The sequence below is a fragment of the Providencia sp. PROV223 genome, from assembly GCF_028479245.1.
GTDB lineage: Bacteria > Pseudomonadota > Gammaproteobacteria > Enterobacterales > Enterobacteriaceae > Providencia > Providencia rettgeri.
The window spans coordinates 49,660-68,895 of record NZ_JAMPNG010000010.1 but is presented as its reverse complement, the minus strand read 5'-3'; the positions used below and the strand labels follow the sequence as shown (position 1 = coordinate 68,895).

Below are 19,236 nucleotides of genomic sequence, written 5' to 3'. Positions count from 1 at the left end.
CTCTACACATAGTGAATATCTCACCAATAGCGACATTAATGAAAATAACATCATTAATTATATGAAATAAAAAATAAAATTTGTCTATAGAGGGATGTATGATTAAAAATATCATTGCAGCAATGTGCCTGATGGGGCTCACACTGCAAGCACAAGCAGTTGAACCGGCTCAATCACAAACTTTACGTTTAGCGATTGGTTCAGAGCCAACTGAGGGTTTTGACCCCATGCTCGGGTGGAGCCACGGCAGCTACCTACTGTTGCATAGCCCATTACTTAAACAAAAAGCTGACCTTTCATGGCATAGCTATATGCTTGAAAGTTATCAACATAATGCAGATGGTAAACAGTGGACACTCAAGCTGAAAAAAGGCTTAAAATTTTCCGATGGCTCACCGTTAACGGCAAAAGATGTTGTATTTACCTATAACAATGCTGCGGCAAGTGGCGGTAAGGTGGACATGGGGAATTTTGCCAAAGCAGAGGAAATTGACCCACTCACCGTAAAAATCACCTTATCTTCCCCACAAAGTACCTTTATTAATGTACTTGGTTCGTTAGGGATTGTTTGTGCCGATAAATATGATGCGAAAACCTATGCACATAACCCAATTGGCGCAGGTCCTTATCGTTTAGTTGCATTCCAGCCGGGGCAGCAACTGATTGTCGAGCAAAATCCGTATTATGCAGGGCCAAAAAATGACTTTGGTAAAATGGTCTTTGTTTTCCTTGATGAAGATGCGGCCTTTGCGGCGGCACAAAGCAATCAACTGGAAATTGTTCGTATCCCTGCTGCGGTAGCGGCGAATGCTAATGATGTGAAAAACATGAAATTGGTTGAGCGCTATAGCGTGGAAAACCGCGGCATTTCTTTCCCAATTCCACCTGCCGGTGAGAAAGATGCTCAAGGTAACCCTATCGGTAACGACATCACTTCAGATGTTGCTGTCCGTAAAGCCATTAACTATGCTCTTGACCGTAAACTATTAGCGGAATCCGTGTTGGAAGGCTTTGCCGTACCGGCTTATACCGGCGTTGCAGGGCTGCCATGGAATAGCCCAGACTCCGCTTTTAAAGATGGTGATCTTGAAAAAGCGAAATCCATTTTAGAAGATGCGGGATGGAAGCTGAATAAAGAGGGCTTACGTGAGAAAAATGGCAAAGTGGCAAAACTGACATTATGGTATGCCAGTGGTGATACCACACGTCGTGACCTTGCGCAGGCAATCCGTTCAAGCTTAAAACCGATTGGTATCGAGATGGATTTAAAATCGGGGAGCTGGGAAACCGTTGAGCTACACATGCATGCTAACCCAACACTTTTTGGTTGGGGAGGCTTAGACCCGATGGAAATTGTCCATAATTACAGTAGCAAAGCAGCAGGTGTTGGCTTTTATAACCCTGGTTATTATAAAAATGCAGCCGTTGATGAGCTAATCGAAAAAGCGTTAGCACAAGCTGACCAAGACGCGGCGATTCCGTTATGGCAGCAAGTAGATAGGAACGGTAGCACGGGTGTTGGTATTAAAGGTGATGCTCCATGGGCTTGGTTGATGAACCTACAACATATTTATTTACTGAATAATTGTGTTGATTTAGGTACCAGTGCTCCTGAAATTCACGGATCTTGGTCGGTGTTAAATAATGTCGATGAATGGGCGTGGACCTGTCAGTAATGCGAACTGCACTTGGGCTTTTATTGCGATTTATTTGTTTATTAACCGTAACGGCAGCGGGGATTTTTATCCTGCTGAGTTACTCGCCTATCGACCCAATAAAAGCCTATATTGGCAATGACTTACTGCATGTGCCTCCTGAGCAATATGCGCTAATTGCTGCGCGATGGGGGCTTGATCAGCCTTTATGGGTACAGTTCTGGCGTTGGTTTTCACAAGTATTACAGGGGGATTTGGGCTATTCCATGCTCTATAATACCCCTGTAATTCAAGTGATTGCTGACCGCCTTGTGCCTTCTTTAGCATTGCTTATTTGTGCTTGGTTGTTTTCTGGTATTGTGGGTTTTGCGCTAGGGTTAGTCGCTGGGCGTTATTTAAACCGCTGGCCAGACAAACTTATCTCAACATTATGCTATTTACTTGCTTCAATTCCTGTTTTTTGGGTCGGTTTGCTGTTGCTGTCTTTGTTCGCGGTGACATTACAATGGGCTCCAATATGCTGCGCTTGGCCGATAGGCTTGGATGAGCAAACGGCAACTTTTTCACAGAAACTTCATCACCTAATTTTGCCTGTAATTGCGTTGGGTATGCTAGGCGTGGGTAATATCGCATTGCATACACGAGCCAAAGTTGTTGAGGTGATGAGCAGTGAATTTATTCATTACGCACGGGCTCAAGGGGATAATGGCTGGTCAATGATGGGGTTCCACGTGTTGAAACATGCCATCACCCCCGCAATTTGTTTGCAGTTTGCTTCTGTAGGTGAATTATTGAGTGGGGCATTGCTAGCTGAAAAAGTATTTGCCTATCCAGGCTTAGGTCAGGCAACGATAGATGCGGGGCTACGTGGAGATATTCCCTTGTTGATGGGGATCGTCATGTTATGCGCTACGCTAATATTTTTAAGCAATACGGTAGCAGACAGCCTGCTAAAAAAAGTGAATAAGGGAGTGATGAGAGGATCATGACCTATAACCCTAATCGCGCCTTATTTAAGTTAGCTTTCTCATTACTTTTATTGGTCATCGTTAGTATTTATGCGTTTGGCCTCTCCCTTAATGATATTGAAATGAATTTACTCGATAGGCGTTTGCCACCTTCGTGGGCGCATCTATTTGGTACAGATAATTTAGGGCGTGATTTATTTGCCAGAACCTTTCATGGTGTGGCAACAAGTTTGCAAATTGGCCTTATGGCTGCCATTACCAGTGGTTTCATTGCACTTGTCATGGCGGGGTTATCTTCAATAAGCAAAGTTATGGACTATGTGGTGCGTGGCATTATTGATGCTATGTTGGCATTGCCGCATCTTTTATTACTGGTATTGATTTGTTTTACGCTGGGTGGTGGAAAAATGGGGGTGATTTGGGCCGTTGCACTGACACATTGGCCAAAATTAGCCTTAATTTTACGTTCGGAGTTACAACGAGTTAGCCAGTCAGATTACATTATGTTATCTCAACGTATTGGTAACAGTGCGTTTTATCGTTGGCGTTATCATTATTTACCCATGATTTTGCCGCAATGGATGGTAGGAACATTGTTAATGTTTCCCCATGCGGTTTTACACAGTGCGGCATTAAGTTTCTTAGGTTTTGGTTTGTCGCCTCATGAACCCTCACTAGGTATTTTATTATCTGATGCATTGCGCTACCTCAGCACAGGAGCTTGGTGGCTGGTGGTTTTCCCAGGCGTTGCATTAGTCGGACTAGTGTTATTATTTGACCAATTTGCCAAAGCCTTGCAGCAGCTATGGTTGAAGGGGGCCGTATGTTGAGTCTTGATAATCTCACCGTGGATGTCGCGCAGTTTCGTTGGTTAGGACGTAAACGTTGGGCTCCGTTACTACAAGGAATTTCCTTAGATATTCAGCCCGGTGAGATGGTTGCACTGGTGGGTGGGAGCGGGGAAGGTAAGAGCTTGTTATTACAGAGTGTTTTGGGGTTACTTCCCCATAATATGCGCTGTCGTGGTGGTATTCACCTTAATGGTAAAAGGCTGACGGAACAAAACAAAGCTCAGCACCGTGGTAATGCATTATGCTATATTCCTCAAGGGGTTAGCGCGCTTAATCCGCTAATTCGTATCGGCCCACAATTAGAACGTGCCGCAGTGTTAAGTGGGCAGCATATTAAAATGCACGATGTTGCACGGCACTTACAGCAATATAATTTGCAAAGCTCACTAGTGGATAGCTACCCAAACCAGTTATCCGGTGGAATGGCAAAACGGGTACTCGCCAGCAGTGCGACACTTTCCCACGCACAATATATTTTAGCGGATGAAATCTCATCATGGTTGGATGACGACCATGCGATGCAACTGCTCGAAAATATAAAATCACTGTGTCACGTTGGCCGAGGTGTTTTATGGATCACCCATGATTTATCCATGGCTGTGCGTTTTGCTGACCGCATCGCCTTATTACGTAACGGAGAGTTGGAAGAAGTGCTAAGCAGCCAACAACTGCAACAAGGCGGTGGTGGAAAATGGCTACAATCGTTGTGGAATGCGTTACCTGAACATCAATTTATGGCAAGTAAATGAGTATTACTGAACCTATTTTACAAGTAAATAATTTATGTATTGATCAAGGTGGGCAACGGCTGTGGGATGACTTTAGTTTGTCACTGGCTAGAGGTGAACGCCTTGGAATATCTGCGCCCAGTGGTTTTGGTAAAACTACGTTAGGCCGAGTATTAGCTCAGTGGCAAAAAGCATCCCAAGGAACCATTCTATTTGACGGCCAACCATTGCCTCGACATGGTTATTGTCCGGTTCAATTAGTCCCTCAGCATCCAGAGAAAAGTTTTAACCCATACCGTAAGGTCGGTGCGAGTGTATTTGATGCTTGGCAGCCAGACTCTCACTGGTTAGCGTATTTTTCGATTAAACCTGCATGGCTAGAAAGGCTTCCCAGTGAGTTATCCGGTGGTGAGCTTGCTCGTATCGCCTTATTGCGAGCCCTTGACCCGCGAACGAAAATTTTGATTGCTGATGAAATCACCGCACAGTTAGACGCCAATTTGCAAAAAGAGATTTGGCAGTTGTTAGTGAGATTATCGGAAGAGCGCCCATTGGCGATGATTATTTTTAGCCATAATAAAGCGTTATTAGAGAAAGTGTGTAGTCGTGTTTTTAGCCCAGATAAATAAAAGGTTATGTTATGCCATCGGTTATGACGGCATAACTATAATTCAATTATTCAGTAATTTGGGCCAGTTTATCAATTTCTTTTAATAAATCATTGACATTCGGGCGATAGCCAATCCCATCGTTAACACCTTCCGTATAGGTCGATTTTCTTATCAGTTCGCGCATTCCCCAAGCAGATAAAATAATTTGATGTTGTTTAGCATAGCCTTGAAGTAATGCTAATGCGCCTGCACACAAAGGAGTCGCACTAGATGTACCTGAGTAATCTTTTGTGTAATTGCGTTCATTACCGGGGTATTTTTGTAGTGAGCCATACCCTGTGGTTGTAACACTCCAATCTCCCCATGAATTAATTAATGAACTTTTTTGATTGTAATTAGAAAAATAAGCACGACTTCCAGTCTGATTATTACACGCGCCAACTAACATACTGCCATTATCACCGAAATCAGTCATAACTCCGGGTTCACTTAAATCTAACCCACCATTACCGGCTGCCAATATAACCGTTGCACCTTTGTCGACCATAATTTTGATTCTTTCCCACCAATTACGCACAGCTGTGGCAGGAAGTAATTTTTCGCCAAAAGAAAATTGAATGTCTAAGCTTACAATATCACCAGGCTGGGCATCATTAGTAAGTTGATCGAGATCGCCAGTATCATAGAAATAAAATTGACAATTGTGTGCAATGCCAGTTACACCAAATGCATTTTTAGTGGCAATAATACAGCCTGTTGATGCGGTACCATGATTACAATCTTGGGTTTCAGGGCGGCTACTAACGACGATCAGATTTGAATTTTTGAGATCTTCATGGTTTTTGTAAACACCAAAGTCTAAATGGCGTACTACGGCTTGCGAACCATCAATGTTTTTTTCCCATGCGTTTCTCACATTCATACCCATTGGTGCATCTAAATATTTTTGTAAATAAGTGAAATTAGGGGTTATCTCATTGCTACTGGTGTCTTCTTCTAGAACTTGACTATTTAAAGGGAGTTTTGGCGGAAGATAGCCGGTCGTGTCAGGACAAATACAGCAATAGCTGACATAATCTAATTGTTCAATCTTTTGTGATAGTTCAAGTAAACGATCAAAATTATCTTCTCCATAAAGGTTTAGGTATTCATATTGTTTAACAGAGGATTCAATATTTGATTTGATTAATATTAATTTTGAATTCATTAGTTCATTTGGTAATATATCCATAATCAAATGCGAACTTTTTATTTCAGATTTAATTTCTAAAAAATATTTATTAATTCCATCTATTTTATGATTTATTGTTTTTGATTTGGATTCTTTTTTAATATTTTGCTTGGTTTTCTGTTGGGTGAAGTAATAGCTAGCAGGGCTATCAATTAGGTGGTGAATGTTTTTATTGCTATCTATAAATGAAATGGTTACGTGGTAGTTCCCCGATTTATCTACCTTGAAAAGATAATGGTCATTATTAGTTGATATGGTTTCTATATTTTCATTATCTAAAAATAAGCTAATGGTGACTGTTTTTTTGTTTCTATTATCAAAGTTAACGACAATGCCATTTGAATATTTATCGATAAATTTAAAGGTTTTTATATTCATATATTCTCTTTTTATATAACATATATTGATATGCTTTTAATTATTTAAGCATTAAGTTGGGTATGTTATTTAAAAGGGAAATTGTATTTACGACAAGATTGATAATTTAATAGAATTTAATGGAAACTATAATTTTAATATAAATAATAAATTAATTTATTTTGGTTTTGACAAATGTCATAGGGATATCTATACCCATCCTCTATTTTAAATCCCTCAAATGAAAATGATAACCATTACTATTATTGGGGTGAATATATGTCTTATCGTTTAAAACGGCACCAATTGGCGCATTGTATTGCACTCACTTTAGGCATAGGTACTTTGGCGACACCAATTGGGTTCGCTGCACCAGCAGGCACACCAGACAAACTGGTCGTCACGTCTTCAACAGGCCAAAGCCGTTTGTCACCGAGTGAACAGCAAGAAAAAGATAAACTTGAAAAAGTGGCTGGCGGAACAAATTTAGTTGTTATCGAAAAAGAAACTCGCCTTGCTACCTTACAAGACGCCTTGGATTACCAGCCTGGGTTGGTTATCCAAAATTTCTTTGGGGGGATTGACCAGCCGCGTTTAAATATTCGCGGCTCTGGCGTGCAAAGTGCACCGCTTGCTCGTGGCGTATTGCTGCTGCAAGATGGCTTACCCGCAACAGATGCAGACGGCAGTTTTCACATCAGTACCTTAGAAATGCGTGATGCGCGGATGGTGAGCGTACGCCGTGGCGCAAATAGCCTTAACCCACAAAGTAACAGCTTGGGCGGTGAATTGGATGTGCTCTCTTACACTGGCCGAAGTGAGCAAGGGCGCCTACGTTATGAGTACGGTTCCCATGGGCGCGAAGGGCTACAAACCGCCTTCGGTGGTGTTTCTGATGATGGGTTATTTGATGGGCGTATTAATTTCACTTATGACCATTTTGATGGTTATCGCAAACACTCTGCTTCTCAACGTAAAACGTTACGTAGCAACTTTGGTTATGTGACTGATAACTTTGAAAACCGAACTTGGCTGAGTTGGACAGATTTGCGCTTTGACGTTGCGGGGCCAGTTTCTGAAGAGGTATTAAATAATAACCCAACAGAGGTGTACCCAATGGTTTGGTTGCGTGATCCTCACCGTAATGTTGAGCAATTCCGAGTGGCTAACCGCTCTGACTGGCAAGTGGATAACCAAGCAATTGGTGCAGGAGTTTGGCACATTCGTACTCATGATAATTTTACTACTCCCGCTTACTACCGGTTTAGCCGCAGCCACAGTGAAGGGCTGCAATTTACCTATAATATTGAAACTGAGCCCGTGACATATCGTACAGCTCTTGCATGGGACCAAATGACCTTGCAGACTGAATTAATGCAAAATCGTAAAGGGACACCTGCAGACAAAACAAAAATAGGTAAATATGATGGCCGAGCTGAAAACCTCTACGGCAGTGTTGGGGTAGACTTACATATTACGCCAACAGTGACCGTTAATTTAGATGTGAAAGGCACACATGCGCGCCGTGATGTAGAAAAACGACAGAGTCATTTGTCGTTAGACCAAAGTTGGACATTTTGGACACCAAAAGCGGGAGTGATTTGGCGGCCAACAGAAAGCCAGCGCTACTTTGCCAATATCAGTGCGAGTGAAGAACCTGCAACATTTTGGGAAATTATTAACTCCAGCAATGGAAAATTGACGAAACTCTCACCACAAAAAGCCATTACTTATGAAATTGGGGGAGAAGGCGATGTCACCGATGGGTTGAAATGGAGCCTTGCGCTGTACCGTAGCCAAATTAAAGATGAGTATATTACCACTTATGACAGTGCAGGAACTGTCGTTGGTGTGTTTAATTATGCCGCGAAAACTCGCCATCAAGGCTTAGAAGCTGGGCTTACAGGACGTGTTGGCGCAGGTCCGGGGGATATCAATTACCGAGTTTCTTGGACTTATAATGATTTCCGTTTCATGGGCGGTGAATATAATGGCAACTATATCGCGGGTATTCCACGTAATATTGTTGCTGCCGAGGTGTTATATGAAATTGGGGATTGGAGTGTTGGGCCTAATATTCATTGGGCACCTACGGATATGGCAGTTGACCACCAAAACAACCTTGATATTCAAAAACGTAAACATTATGCCGTACTGGGGCTGAAAGGTAGTTATAAGCCTACAGAGCAGTGGTCTGTGTATTTATCGATGGATAATTTAACCGATGAGCGCTATGCAACAACATCGGTTGCCAACCAAACCGTCACAGCAAAAGACAGCACTTTATTCCCCGGTATGGGGTTTAATGTGAATGGTGGCGTAACCTATAATTTCTAATAATAAATAAACGCATTAATATTGGTTAATGCGTGGTTGTTAAAATGGGCGCTGTGCAGAAATAGATAATTGCGTTAAGTAGTTTTCATTATGGATATGCACAGTGTCTTTCTCTATATCAATAAACCCTTTTTGCCGCCATCCAGAAACCAACCGACTGAGTGTTTCGTAGCGTATGCCTAATTTAGCCGCGAGCTGGCCCCGTGATAAAGGTAAAACAATATCTGAAGTTAGTTGTTTATGTTTTAATTCAAGAATATAAGCAGCCAAGCGTTGTTCAGCAGAACTTGAAGTTAGCCAATCAATATGGTTAATGTTTTCATACAGTTTGCTACTAAAACGCATGAGTAGCTTTTCCATAATTTGTGGGCAGGCATGGCAAAGCCGTAAAATATCACGTTTATCGAGTAGCAAGGCTTCACCGTCGGTTTTTGCCCGTAAACTCATAGGATAGCGGTTATGTGGCATAAAAACGGCTGCGATGGCAACAATTTCCCCTGTGCAAAATAAACCAAAAATTTTTTCCTCGCCCAAATAAGTGTGGCGATACACCTCGATTTGCCCGCTTATCATCAAAGGGCAATGCTTAAATGGTTCTCCTTCATGGTTCAGGATTTCACCACTTTTAAAGCGAATATGGCCACAATTTTCCAGCAGTAATGCCAGTTTTTCATCTTCTATCCCATTAAACAGTAAGCACGATTTTATGGCATTGAGTGATTGTGTATGGGGGAAAACGTTTTTGACAAATGTCATAGGTCATCCTCTTACGCCGTCTTAGAATGGCATAAGTATAAATGATAATCATACACATTATCAATTGAGATCTTAGCAGAGAGCTGAATAACCCTATGATAAATAATGCTTTTAGACTCATCGCCGTTTTTCTGACCTTGTGGGGGATGGGCAACGTATATGCATCACAAGCCGTTGATTTCACAGATATGTCAGGGGATAAAATTCATTTGTCAGCCCCTGCAAAACGTATTGTCGTGATCCCAATCCCTGCCGCTTCGATGTTAGTTGGTATGGATGAAAGCAGTGAAAAATTAGTTGGAATGCATCCTTTTGCAAAGGTTGCTGCGCGAGATGGCATGTTAAGCCAAATGTTTTCTTCTGTTTTACAGGTGAATTCAAATGTCGTAGGTAACAACTTTACACCAAATATTGAAGCATTGCTTAATGTGGAGCCCGATCTGGTATGGCAATGGGGTCATCGAGGGGATGATATTATTTCCCCTATGCGTGATGCAGGGCTGACTGTTGCTACGTTAGATTATGGGCAAGAACGCTATACGCAAGAGTGGGTTCGCCTAATGGGACAAACACTTGGCCACAATGATAAAGCACAGAAGATGATCCAGTGGCGCCAAGAAGTTGTCGATACACTCTCAGCAACTACCGCTGAAATACCAGAAGCGCAGCAGCCTCGTGTTCTGTATCTCTCCCATTTTAACCAGAGTATTCAAACATTTGGCTCAACATCACACAACAACGCGGATTTTGCATTGGCGGGTGGAGTGAGTTTAAACCGCGACCTCACTGGGCCAAGAACGCTCAATATTGAGCAAATTCTTGTTTGGGACCCTGACATTATTCTATTGGGTAATTTCGAAGAGGGGTTATCGCCAGCTGACGTTTATCGCAATCCCATGTTAAGCGAAGTCACTGCAGTGAAAAACCAGCGCGTATATAAACTTCCTATTGGTGGTTTTATCTGGGATGCACCAAACCAAGAAACACCGCTGTATTGGCAATGGTTATCAATGATTTTTCATCCAGAAACGATGAAAATGCCATTGCGTGAGGAAATTCGCCTGAGATATCAGCAACTTTATGGCTATGACGTGTCTGATGAGCAAATTGACGGCATTTTGCAAATGGAGATGAACAAAAATAGCCAGCACTACATCTCTTTAATGGGGAAACCGCATGCGTAAGCCCCAATATCTTTGGCTCGTTTTCGCCATTTGCCTATTGTTGACGTTTGTTTTGGCACTAAGTTGTGGCCGCTACCCGGTTTCGTTTTCTGCGGTTTGGCATATTCTCTATGACACCATTTTGGGTAACGAGATGATGGGGAACTATAGTCGTACGGAACAAAATGTCGTGTTAAATGTGCGCTTACCACGAGTTCTGATAGCAGGTACAGCAGGGGCTGGGTTGGCGGTTGCGGGGGCGGCTTTGCAAGGCATTTTCCGTAACCCATTAGTTGGGCCGCAAATTATTGGCGTCTCATCTGGAGCCGCATTGGGTGGCGCGCTAGCTATTTTGTTATTTTCTTCTTTGTTGATCACCATTTCATTGGCTTTTGTCGGTGGGTTGTTAGCTATCGTGCTAGTTTTTTTACTCGGCTTGAATCGCCAAGGCAGCCAGCTATTAATGTTAATCCTTGCGGGGGTGATTATTAATGCTTTTTTTGCTGCATTAATTTCGTTAATTACCTATTTTGCAGACCCTAATAATACTTTGCAAACCATTGTTTTTTGGCTTATGGGCAGCTTTGCCAGTGCGTCTTATCTTAAACTTAATATTGTTTTTCCTGTTGTTATGGTCTGTGTTTTAGTCATTTTTGCACTGCGTTTTCGTATCAATGTGCTCTCCTTAGGGGAAGAAAATGCACAAGCCTTAGGGATGAAAATTAATAGAACCCGTTGGGCCGTGTTACTCAGCGTGACCTTGATCACTAGTGCGACAGTGGCGGTATCCGGCACCATCGGCTGGGTAGGACTGATTGTTCCGCATATTGCACGGCTAGTGGTAGGACATGATCACCGGATATTACTGCCCGCTAGTGCAGTTATTGGTGGGATTTATATGGTAGCTGTCGACACCTTTGCCCGCAGTATGACGAATGCGGAAATTCCATTAAGTGTGATCACCGCACTAATCGGTGCCCCCATTTTTGCACTACTGATCCATACATTAAATAAAAAGGTGGCCGATTTATGATCCAAGTTGAACACCTTAATTTCAAAATTGCACAGCGCCAGTTATTTACGAATTTAACTTTTCAGCAGCCCAAAGGCAGCATTGGCGCGATTTTAGGGCCGAATGGCCGTGGAAAAACCACCTTATTAAAACTCTTGCTCGGTTTACAAAAAGGATCAACAGGCAATATTTCACTAAATGCCCCCGTCGCTTATGTTCCACAGCTTAGTGGTTCACTATTTCATTATTCTGTTCGCACCATGGTGAGTCTCGGGCGTATTCGTCACTTGCCGTGGTATGCCTCACCCAATGAAAAAGATAACCAAATTGTAGAGCGGTGTTTAGCGTACTTAGGCATAAGTAATTTTGCGGACCAACCCTTTAACTGTCTCAGTGGAGGGGAAAAACAAATGGTTATGATTGCGAGAGCATTAGCCTGTGAACCAAAAATTTTGATTCTGGATGAACCGACATCCGCGTTGGATCTTGCCAACCAAGACAGTGTGCTCAGCGTTTTACGTGATTTAGCCATACATCGCGGAATGACCATCTTATTTACGAGTCATTATCCACAGCATGCGCTGCATATCGCTGACTATTCATTATTGCTGTTTAACAGTAGCGGCTGTTTATTTGGTGAAACTGAACAAATTTTAACGGAAGAAAACCTGACACAACTGTACCAATTACCTGTTGCAATTACGCCAATAGACTATCAAGGCCGGCAGACCCAAGGGGTCATTCCGCTATTTAGATAACTGAATGAAAATGATTAAATTAAGGAATATAAACGATGAGCAATAACACAATAACACCCGCAGAAGCGCTGATTATCAATCAGTTAATTAATTATACCGAACAAGGTATTGCAAGCCGTGTATTAGCGAAAAATGGTGGGGGGAATATCACCTTATTTGCTTTTGATAAAGGCCAAGCGCTCTCTGAACACAGCGCCCCTTTTGACGCCATTGTGATGGTTGTTGAAGGGAGTTTACAACTCACCATCGAAGGTAAGCCAGTGACGGCTAAACCTGGGGAAATTGTCAGAATGCCGGCTAATATCCCTCATGCGGTAGATGCACTTGAACCCGCAAAAATGCTGTTAGTTATGTTACGTGAGCCTGAAATGGCTTGTACACACTAACTTGGAGGTGCAAATGGACCAATCATTTACTGCCCATGAAGCAGGGCACAAATTTCTAGCTCGTTTGGGGAAAAAACGCCTACGCCCAGGAGGGAAAGAAGCAACCGAGTGGTTACTTAGCCAATCAGGATTACATAAGAACAGCCAAGTTCTTGAAGTTGCGTGTAATATGGGAACCACAGCTATTGAAATTGCCTCTCAATTTCATTGCCATATTACAGGTATTGATATGGACAAACAGGCGCTTGCACAAGCACAAAAAAACGTTGCGAATAAAGGGTTAACAGAATTAGTGACAATTCAAATGGCAGATGCATCGAAATTACCGTTTGAGGATAACAGTTTTGATGTGGTCATTAATGAAGCCATGCTAACCATGTACGCTGATAAAGCGAAAGCAAAGCTATTGCAGGAGTACTATCGAGTACTAAAGCCAGGCGGATGTTTATTAACCCATGATATTGCATTTAAGGATGCCCAAGCTGTCCAAAATGTCGTTTCTCAAATGCAACAAGCGATTAATGTCAAAGCGCAACCATTACCGGAAACACAGTGGGTGGAATTATTCCAACAAGTGGGCTTTCAGCAAGTGGTATCCCATACTGGCCCAATGACGCTATTATCGCCAAAAGGGTTAATTTACGATGAAGGTGTATTCGGTGCGCTAAAGATTATCCGCAATGCATTGAAGAAAGAAAACCGTCCTCAATTTTTGCGTATGTTCCGTCATTTTCGGCAAAATCGTGGAAAATTGAATTATATTGCAGTCGTTAGCGTGAAGTAACCTATAGGAAGATCTTACGCAGGGATGCGTGATTTGTATTTTTATGTTGAATAACCTTATATTTTATATTGCTAATAATAATAATTCTTATATTTATCTTGATTCTTAGTTACTGTTGATAATAATTATTTGATAAAATAATAAATAGTAATTTAATCATGCATTGTGATTTATTTTTTAGATTCAATAACAGCAATTCTAATAATGTAAAGGTTTAATTTAATGAAAATAAAGCATTTTTTTATTATCTCTCCTTGCTTTTTCCCTTTTATTTCCCCCTCCGTATTTGCCGCTGATAAAAAAGAAGAATCCATAACCGTATCCGCTACACGTGGTTATAAAACCGTTTCAGAAATGGCGCAAACCACATGGGTGATTGATAATGCTGAAATTGAACAGCAAGCTGAAGGTGGAAAAGAGTTAAAAGATATTTTAGCGCAGCTTATTCCAGGAATGAGTGTCAGTGGCCAAGGGCGGACAAACTATGGCATGAATATGCGTGGCCGTTCAATGATTGTGATGGTGGACGGGGTACGCCTTAACTCTTCTCGTAGTGATAGTCGCCAATTAGATTCCATCGATCCTTTTAATATCAATCATATCGAGGTTATTTCAGGTGCAACGGCGATGTACGGCGGTGGCAGTAGTGGTGGCTTGATTAATATCGTGACGAAAAAAGGCCAAGAAGAAAAACAGGTTTCTCTGCAATTAGGTGGAAAAACAGGCTTTAACAATGGTAAAGATCACGATGAAAATGTTGCCGCAGCAGTAAGTGGTGGTAATGAGAACGCTCACGGACGAATTTCTGTTGCTTATCAACGCTATGGCGGTTGGTATGATGGCAAAGGTAATGCGATTAATATTGATAATACCCAAACAGGGCTGCAATTTTCTGATCGTCTTGACGTGATGGCATCAGGTACTATCAAAATCGATGAAAAACAACAGCTTCAAGCCGTTTATCAGCATTATAAAAGTGAGTCTGATGGTAAACACGGCCTCTATTTAGGAAAAGACTTTTCCGCGGTTAAAGGACAAGGTGAAGCTTATAACAGCAGTAAATTAAGCTCTGATCGTTTGCCAGGAACTGAGCGCAATTTGCTCAATTTACAGTATTCAAATGCAGATGTGTTTGGGCAAGATTTTGTTGCTCAAGTTTATTATCGTGATGAATCACAAAAGTTTTATCCCTTCCCAACCTTGACTGGCAAGGATGTTACAAGTATCAGCTCATCGGATCAAAAAACCAATTTTTATGGAACCAAGCTGACATTCAATAGCCAACCTATCGATGAATTAACGTTAACTTATGGTGTGGATGCAGAGCATGAGCAATTTCGTGCGAATCAAATGTTTTTTGATTTAGATAAAGCGAAAGAATCAGGAGGAATGGATTTAACTAAAGCTTTCCAAATCGGCCGCTATCCAAGTTATACCACCACCAATATGGCGACATTTTTACAAAGCAGTTATGACATTACGCCGATGTTCACGTTAAGCGGTGGTGTGCGTTACCAATATACTGAAAATAAAGTGGATGATTTTATTGGTTATGCGCAGCAAGAAGCGATTGCTAATGGTAAAGGTAAATCAGCGGATGCAGTACCGGGTGGGAAAACGGATTACAACAACTTACTGTTTAATGCAGGGCTGCTGGTTAACCTAACTGAAGAGCAACAAACATGGTTTAATTTCTCTCAAGGCTTTGAAATTCCTGATATTGCTAAGTATTACGGAACAGGTGACTATGCGAAGACCCCAGATGCCAATGGTCACTACCATCTCAATAAAAGTGTTAACATTAATGATACCAAGGTAAAAGGAATTAAGGTTAACTCGTTTGAGTTAGGATGGCGTTACACAGGGGAAAACCTGCGCACACAAGTTGCCACCTATTATTCGTTGTCTGATAGAAGTTATGGCATTAATAAAGATGATATGACCATCTATATGAAAACCGATAAACGCCGTATTTATGGGGTTGAAGGCGCGGTGGATTACTTCTTTGCTGATTCAGATTGGAGCGTAGGAAGTAATTTCAATCTACAAAAATCAGAAACTAAAGTGGATGGTAGCTGGGAAAAATGGAGCGTTGACTTCGCGAGCCCGTCAAAAGTGAATGCTTATATTGGTTGGGAACCGAATGATTGGGCACTACGCTTACAAAGCCAACAAACATTCAATTTAACGGATGCGGCAGGTAAGAAACTTGATGGTTATAATACCGTTGATTTATTAGGAAGTTATATGCTGCCAGTGGGTAAAGTCAGCTTTGCAGTGGAAAACCTACTAGATAAAAATTACTCCACAATTTGGGGGCAGCGGGCACAAAGTTTATATAGCCCGAAATACGGAGCTGCAAACCTGTACGATTATAAAGGCCGTGGTCGAACCTTTGCCCTTAATTACAGTGTGACATTTTAATTAATTGAAAATAAGTCACTATGTATTAGTGACTTATTTCTAGCAGATTATTAGCAATAAAAAGTAATGAGATATTCCATGAAATCATTTCTTATAGGGTTATTTTGCTTGCTCAGTTTTTGGTCGCAGGCAAAAACATCAACGGTGATCACTGACTTACAAGGTCGTGAAGTTACTGTTAATCTTCCCGTCGAAAAATTATTTTTGGTGGATAGCCGTGATATTTTGCCAGTGGATATTGCTGCTGGTAAAGAAGGGATATCACGCATTGCGGGTTGGAGTGATTCGCTTACGCAATACGCACCAGATTTAAAACAAGCTTATTTCAGTGTGTTGCCTGAATTAGGCAAAATACCCACGTTAAAGAAAACACGTGAAGCCGGTCTCCAAGTTGAAAAATTGATCGAGTTAATGCCTGATGTGGTAGTTATGCATAAGGCTAATTATGGTGCGATGCGTGATAGTCAAATTTTACCGCAACTCGAAGCTGCAGGTATCCAAGTCATTTTTATTGATTTTCGAATGGATATTGCGAAAAATACGCCGAAAAGCATTTTATTATTAGGAGAATTATTAGGAACACAAGAAAGAGCGGGGCAGTTTGCAACGCTGTATCAAGAGAAATTAGAGGCCATTGAAAGCCAACTATCTCAGCCATTTCCAACTGTTTTGATTGAAGCAAATGCCGGGCTATTTGCGGATAGTTGCTGTCAGCTTTATGGGCGTTCAGGTTATGGTGTTTTAGCATCCTTGGCAGGTGGAAATAATCTTGTTGCAGATAGCTTTCCTGCAAAAGGGGCTGAAAGCTCCATTGAGAATATTATTACATTAAACCCAGAATTCTATTTATTGACTGGCGCTGATTGGCACAATTTTAATCGTCGCTCGCTCGCAGTAAGCTTAGGATATAATGCAGATAAAGCTAACGTGCAGAAGCAGTTATCGGTATTAATGGATAGGCAAGGGATTTCATCATTAACGGCAGTTAAAGAAAAGCGCGTTATGGCGATTTACCATAATTTTTACAACAATCCGATGAACATATTTGCCATTGAAGCTATGGCTAAATTTATGCATCCAGAGCGATTTAGCGCATTAAATCCAGAACAAAACTTAATTGACTTTCAAAAGCAGTTTACAGAGATCCGAGAAACGGGGGTGTTCTGGGTGAATCTATAAAAATAGGATCGCTAACTTTTTGTCGGGAATAGAAACTAACAAAAAGTTAGGCGGCTAGTTTATCTCTATATAGCTTTCCATTCATTAACAAACTCTCTGAAATCCCTTGTTCTATCTTATCTCCCAGTTTTTTTATAAACTGGGATTATTGCTATGTTAGTCATGGCAACTAAAAATTTGTTAGCTAGAATCAAGATATAGATCACAAATTGCTCAAATCTTGATTGAGTCTCCATTATGATCTAACTAATATTTAGTTAGGCTTAAAATAAGTTTGGTAGAAAATGAAAATTATCCAAGACAACTTTGAAATGTTATTGGCAGTTATGAAAGGGATTGCGGGCCAATTTGGCGACACTTGTGAAGTGGTATTACATGACCATAGTAAAGGGCTAGAAAGCAGTATTGTTGCAATTATTAATGGTCATGTAACGAAGCGAAAGGTGGGAGACCCAAGTAGTAATTTAGGGCTTGAGGTATTGCGCGGCACTGATGTTGATGGCGACAAATACAATTATTTTACCCAAACCAAAGATGGGAAAATGTTGCGTTCAACTTCAATCTATTTACGTGATGAAACTGGCAAAGTTTCTGGGGCACTTTGTATTAATCAAGATATTTCAGAATTTATTGCTGCAGAAAAAGCTATTCAAGGCATTACACAGCGCAATAGCATTGAGCAGGATACGGTTAAGGAAGTTTTTGTCACGGACGTTAATGAAATATTAGATCACCTTATTCAAGAATGTATGCAGGTTATTAAAGTCCCCGTCATCAATATGGGAAAAAAAGAAAAAATGGATGCAATTAAATTCTTTGATGATAGAGGTGCGTTCTTAATCAAAAAAGCAGGTGAGAAAATCTGTGAATTTTTAAATATTTCCAAATATACCCTTTATACCTATTTAGCGGAATTAAAAGGGGAAGACAATAATGAAGAATAAGAGAGGTTTTTATGCCAATAACGCCTTATGTTGCTTTAGATTTACAGCAACTTGAAAAAAATGTCAGAGGCATGATAGGCAAGCTAACACAGCAAGATATTGAACACTGGCCACATATAAAAACGCATAAATCAGTAGAATTAGCAAAATTTGAGATTGCCTGTGGTGCAAAAGGAATTACGTGTGCCACATTGCAAGAAGCGACAGTTATGGCGGAAGGCGGAATTGATCATATTCTACTTGCTTACCCAATGATCGGTGAACAAAAGTGCAAGCAATTTATTGAGTTAGCTAAAAAAATCAGATTAAGAACAATTATTGATAGCCTACAAGGTGCTGAACAATTATCAGCAGCAGCAAAGCAAGAAAACCAAATTATTGAGGTCTATATTGCTGTTGATTATGGTGCTCACCGAGAAGGAATTCAATTAGATGACTTAGAGCCATTTGCACTGGCAATACAAAAATTACCTAATTTGAAAATTATTGGTGTATTTACTTATGCAGGAACAATATACCAATACCGTACAGAGCCTGAAATACGTAAAGCGGCAAAAGCAGAAGCAGAGCTTTTATTATCTTGCCAAAAACGGTTAGAGAAATTGGGTATCGAAGCGCCTCGGACATCTGGCGGCTCAACATTATCTTCATTCTATGCTGATGAATTAAAAGGGATTACAGAGTCACGGGCTGGGAACTTTATTTTTGGCGATATGAATGCTATCTATGGTGGTATTTATACGCCTGAAGATTGCGCTTTAACAATAAGAACAACGGTTGTGAGTATTCCTATTGAGGGGTATGCAACAGTAGATGCAGGGACAAAAACATTAACTTCTGATCAATCCGCAGAACCAGGGTTTGGTTATATAGTGGAAGACCCAAATATAAAACTAGTTAAATTAAATGAAGAGCATGGCTATCTTCGCTATGACCCAAAACAAATTAAATTAAATATTGGTGATGTATTAAATATTATACCGAATCACAGTTGTGTTATTCCTAACTTAACAAACAAAATATATGCATTAAATAATAATGAAATAGACCATATTATTATACCAGACGCACGATATTAAATATCGGAGAATA

At 41.0% G+C, this 19,236-nt stretch carries 17 protein-coding genes; 15 read left to right on the top strand and 2 right to left on the bottom strand.

Annotated elements, in window-relative coordinates:
* The first annotated feature begins 122 nt into the window (after positions 1-122).
* From PR767_RS12610 to PR767_RS12590, 5 genes are read left to right on the top strand one after another with little or no spacing between them, the layout of a single operon-like run.
* Entirely contained in the window at positions 123-1,676 is a 1,554-nt protein-coding gene (locus PR767_RS12610) for an ABC transporter substrate-binding protein (protein WP_272520418.1), read from the top strand.
* The gene (locus PR767_RS12605; protein WP_272520406.1) at positions 1,676-2,644 is read left to right on the top strand and encodes an ABC transporter permease; all 969 of its coding nucleotides are present in this window, start codon (positions 1,676-1,678) and stop codon (positions 2,642-2,644) included. Before PR767_RS12610 ends, PR767_RS12605 begins: the two co-directional genes overlap by 1 nt.
* Positions 2,641-3,453 carry an ABC transporter permease gene (locus tag PR767_RS12600; protein WP_272520405.1) on the top strand — a complete coding sequence of 271 codons (813 nt, stop codon included), beginning with the start codon at positions 2,641-2,643 and terminating at the stop codon, positions 3,451-3,453. Before PR767_RS12605 ends, PR767_RS12600 begins: the two co-directional genes overlap by 4 nt.
* Positions 3,447-4,223, top strand: a complete 777-nt coding sequence (locus PR767_RS12595; protein ID WP_272520404.1) for an ATP-binding cassette domain-containing protein — start codon at positions 3,447-3,449, stop codon at positions 4,221-4,223. The genes PR767_RS12600 and PR767_RS12595 overlap by 7 nt, the downstream gene beginning before the upstream one ends.
* Before the next feature lie 14 nt (positions 4,224-4,237).
* Entirely contained in the window at positions 4,238-4,831 is a 594-nt protein-coding gene (locus PR767_RS12590) for an ATP-binding cassette domain-containing protein (protein WP_272520417.1), read from the top strand.
* A 46-nt stretch (positions 4,832-4,877) separates the two neighbouring features.
* On the opposite strand, the gene PR767_RS12585 is transcribed toward PR767_RS12590, so the two are convergent.
* A complete protein-coding gene (locus PR767_RS12585; RefSeq protein ID WP_272520403.1) occupies positions 4,878-6,422 on the bottom strand; it encodes a S8 family serine peptidase in 1,545 nt (514 codons plus the stop codon).
* A 258-nt stretch (positions 6,423-6,680) separates the two neighbouring features.
* Between PR767_RS12585 and PR767_RS12580 the strand changes: the two genes are divergently transcribed.
* Positions 6,681-8,738, top strand: coding sequence for a TonB-dependent receptor family protein (locus PR767_RS12580; RefSeq protein ID WP_272520402.1), 2,058 nt, complete (start codon positions 6,681-6,683; stop codon positions 8,736-8,738).
* A gap of 39 nt (positions 8,739-8,777) precedes the next feature.
* On the opposite strand, the gene PR767_RS12575 is transcribed toward PR767_RS12580, so the two are convergent.
* Positions 8,778-9,494, bottom strand: coding sequence for a Crp/Fnr family transcriptional regulator (locus PR767_RS12575; protein ID WP_272520401.1), 717 nt, complete (start codon positions 9,492-9,494; stop codon positions 8,778-8,780).
* Between the two features lie 95 nt (positions 9,495-9,589).
* Between PR767_RS12575 and PR767_RS12570 the strand changes: the two genes are divergently transcribed.
* The 9 genes from PR767_RS12570 (at position 9,590) to PR767_RS12530 (ending at position 19,223) form a co-directional block, all read left to right on the top strand.
* Complete coding sequence (locus PR767_RS12570) at positions 9,590-10,678, top strand: ABC transporter substrate-binding protein (protein WP_109911757.1); 1,089 nt, start codon at positions 9,590-9,592, stop codon at positions 10,676-10,678.
* Positions 10,671-11,690, top strand: coding sequence for a FecCD family ABC transporter permease (locus PR767_RS12565; RefSeq protein WP_109911758.1), 1,020 nt, complete (start codon positions 10,671-10,673; stop codon positions 11,688-11,690). Before PR767_RS12570 ends, PR767_RS12565 begins: the two co-directional genes overlap by 8 nt.
* The gene (locus PR767_RS12560; protein WP_272520400.1) at positions 11,687-12,427 is read left to right on the top strand and encodes an ABC transporter ATP-binding protein; all 741 of its coding nucleotides are present in this window, start codon (positions 11,687-11,689) and stop codon (positions 12,425-12,427) included. Before PR767_RS12565 ends, PR767_RS12560 begins: the two co-directional genes overlap by 4 nt.
* Positions 12,428-12,462: 35 nt before the next feature.
* Positions 12,463-12,813: a cupin domain-containing protein gene (locus PR767_RS12555; protein ID WP_004908515.1), complete on the top strand. Its 351-nt coding sequence runs from the start codon at positions 12,463-12,465 to the stop codon at positions 12,811-12,813.
* Positions 12,814-12,826: 13 nt separating this feature from the next.
* Entirely contained in the window at positions 12,827-13,597 is a 771-nt protein-coding gene (locus tag PR767_RS12550; RefSeq protein WP_109911760.1) for a class I SAM-dependent methyltransferase, read from the top strand.
* A gap of 222 nt (positions 13,598-13,819) precedes the next feature.
* A complete protein-coding gene (locus PR767_RS12545; RefSeq protein ID WP_109911761.1) occupies positions 13,820-16,021 on the top strand; it encodes a TonB-dependent siderophore receptor in 2,202 nt (733 codons plus the stop codon).
* A 78-nt stretch (positions 16,022-16,099) separates the two neighbouring features.
* On the top strand, positions 16,100-17,200 hold the full coding sequence (locus tag PR767_RS12540; RefSeq protein WP_004908526.1) for an ABC transporter substrate-binding protein: 1,101 nt from the start codon (positions 16,100-16,102) through the stop codon (positions 17,198-17,200).
* 284 nt (positions 17,201-17,484) lie between these two features.
* Positions 17,485-18,144, top strand: coding sequence for a helix-turn-helix transcriptional regulator (locus PR767_RS12535; RefSeq protein WP_109911762.1), 660 nt, complete (start codon positions 17,485-17,487; stop codon positions 18,142-18,144).
* An 11-nt stretch (positions 18,145-18,155) separates the two neighbouring features.
* Positions 18,156-19,223, top strand: coding sequence for an alanine racemase (locus tag PR767_RS12530; protein ID WP_109911763.1), 1,068 nt, complete (start codon positions 18,156-18,158; stop codon positions 19,221-19,223).
* Positions 19,224-19,236: the final 13 nt, after the last annotated feature.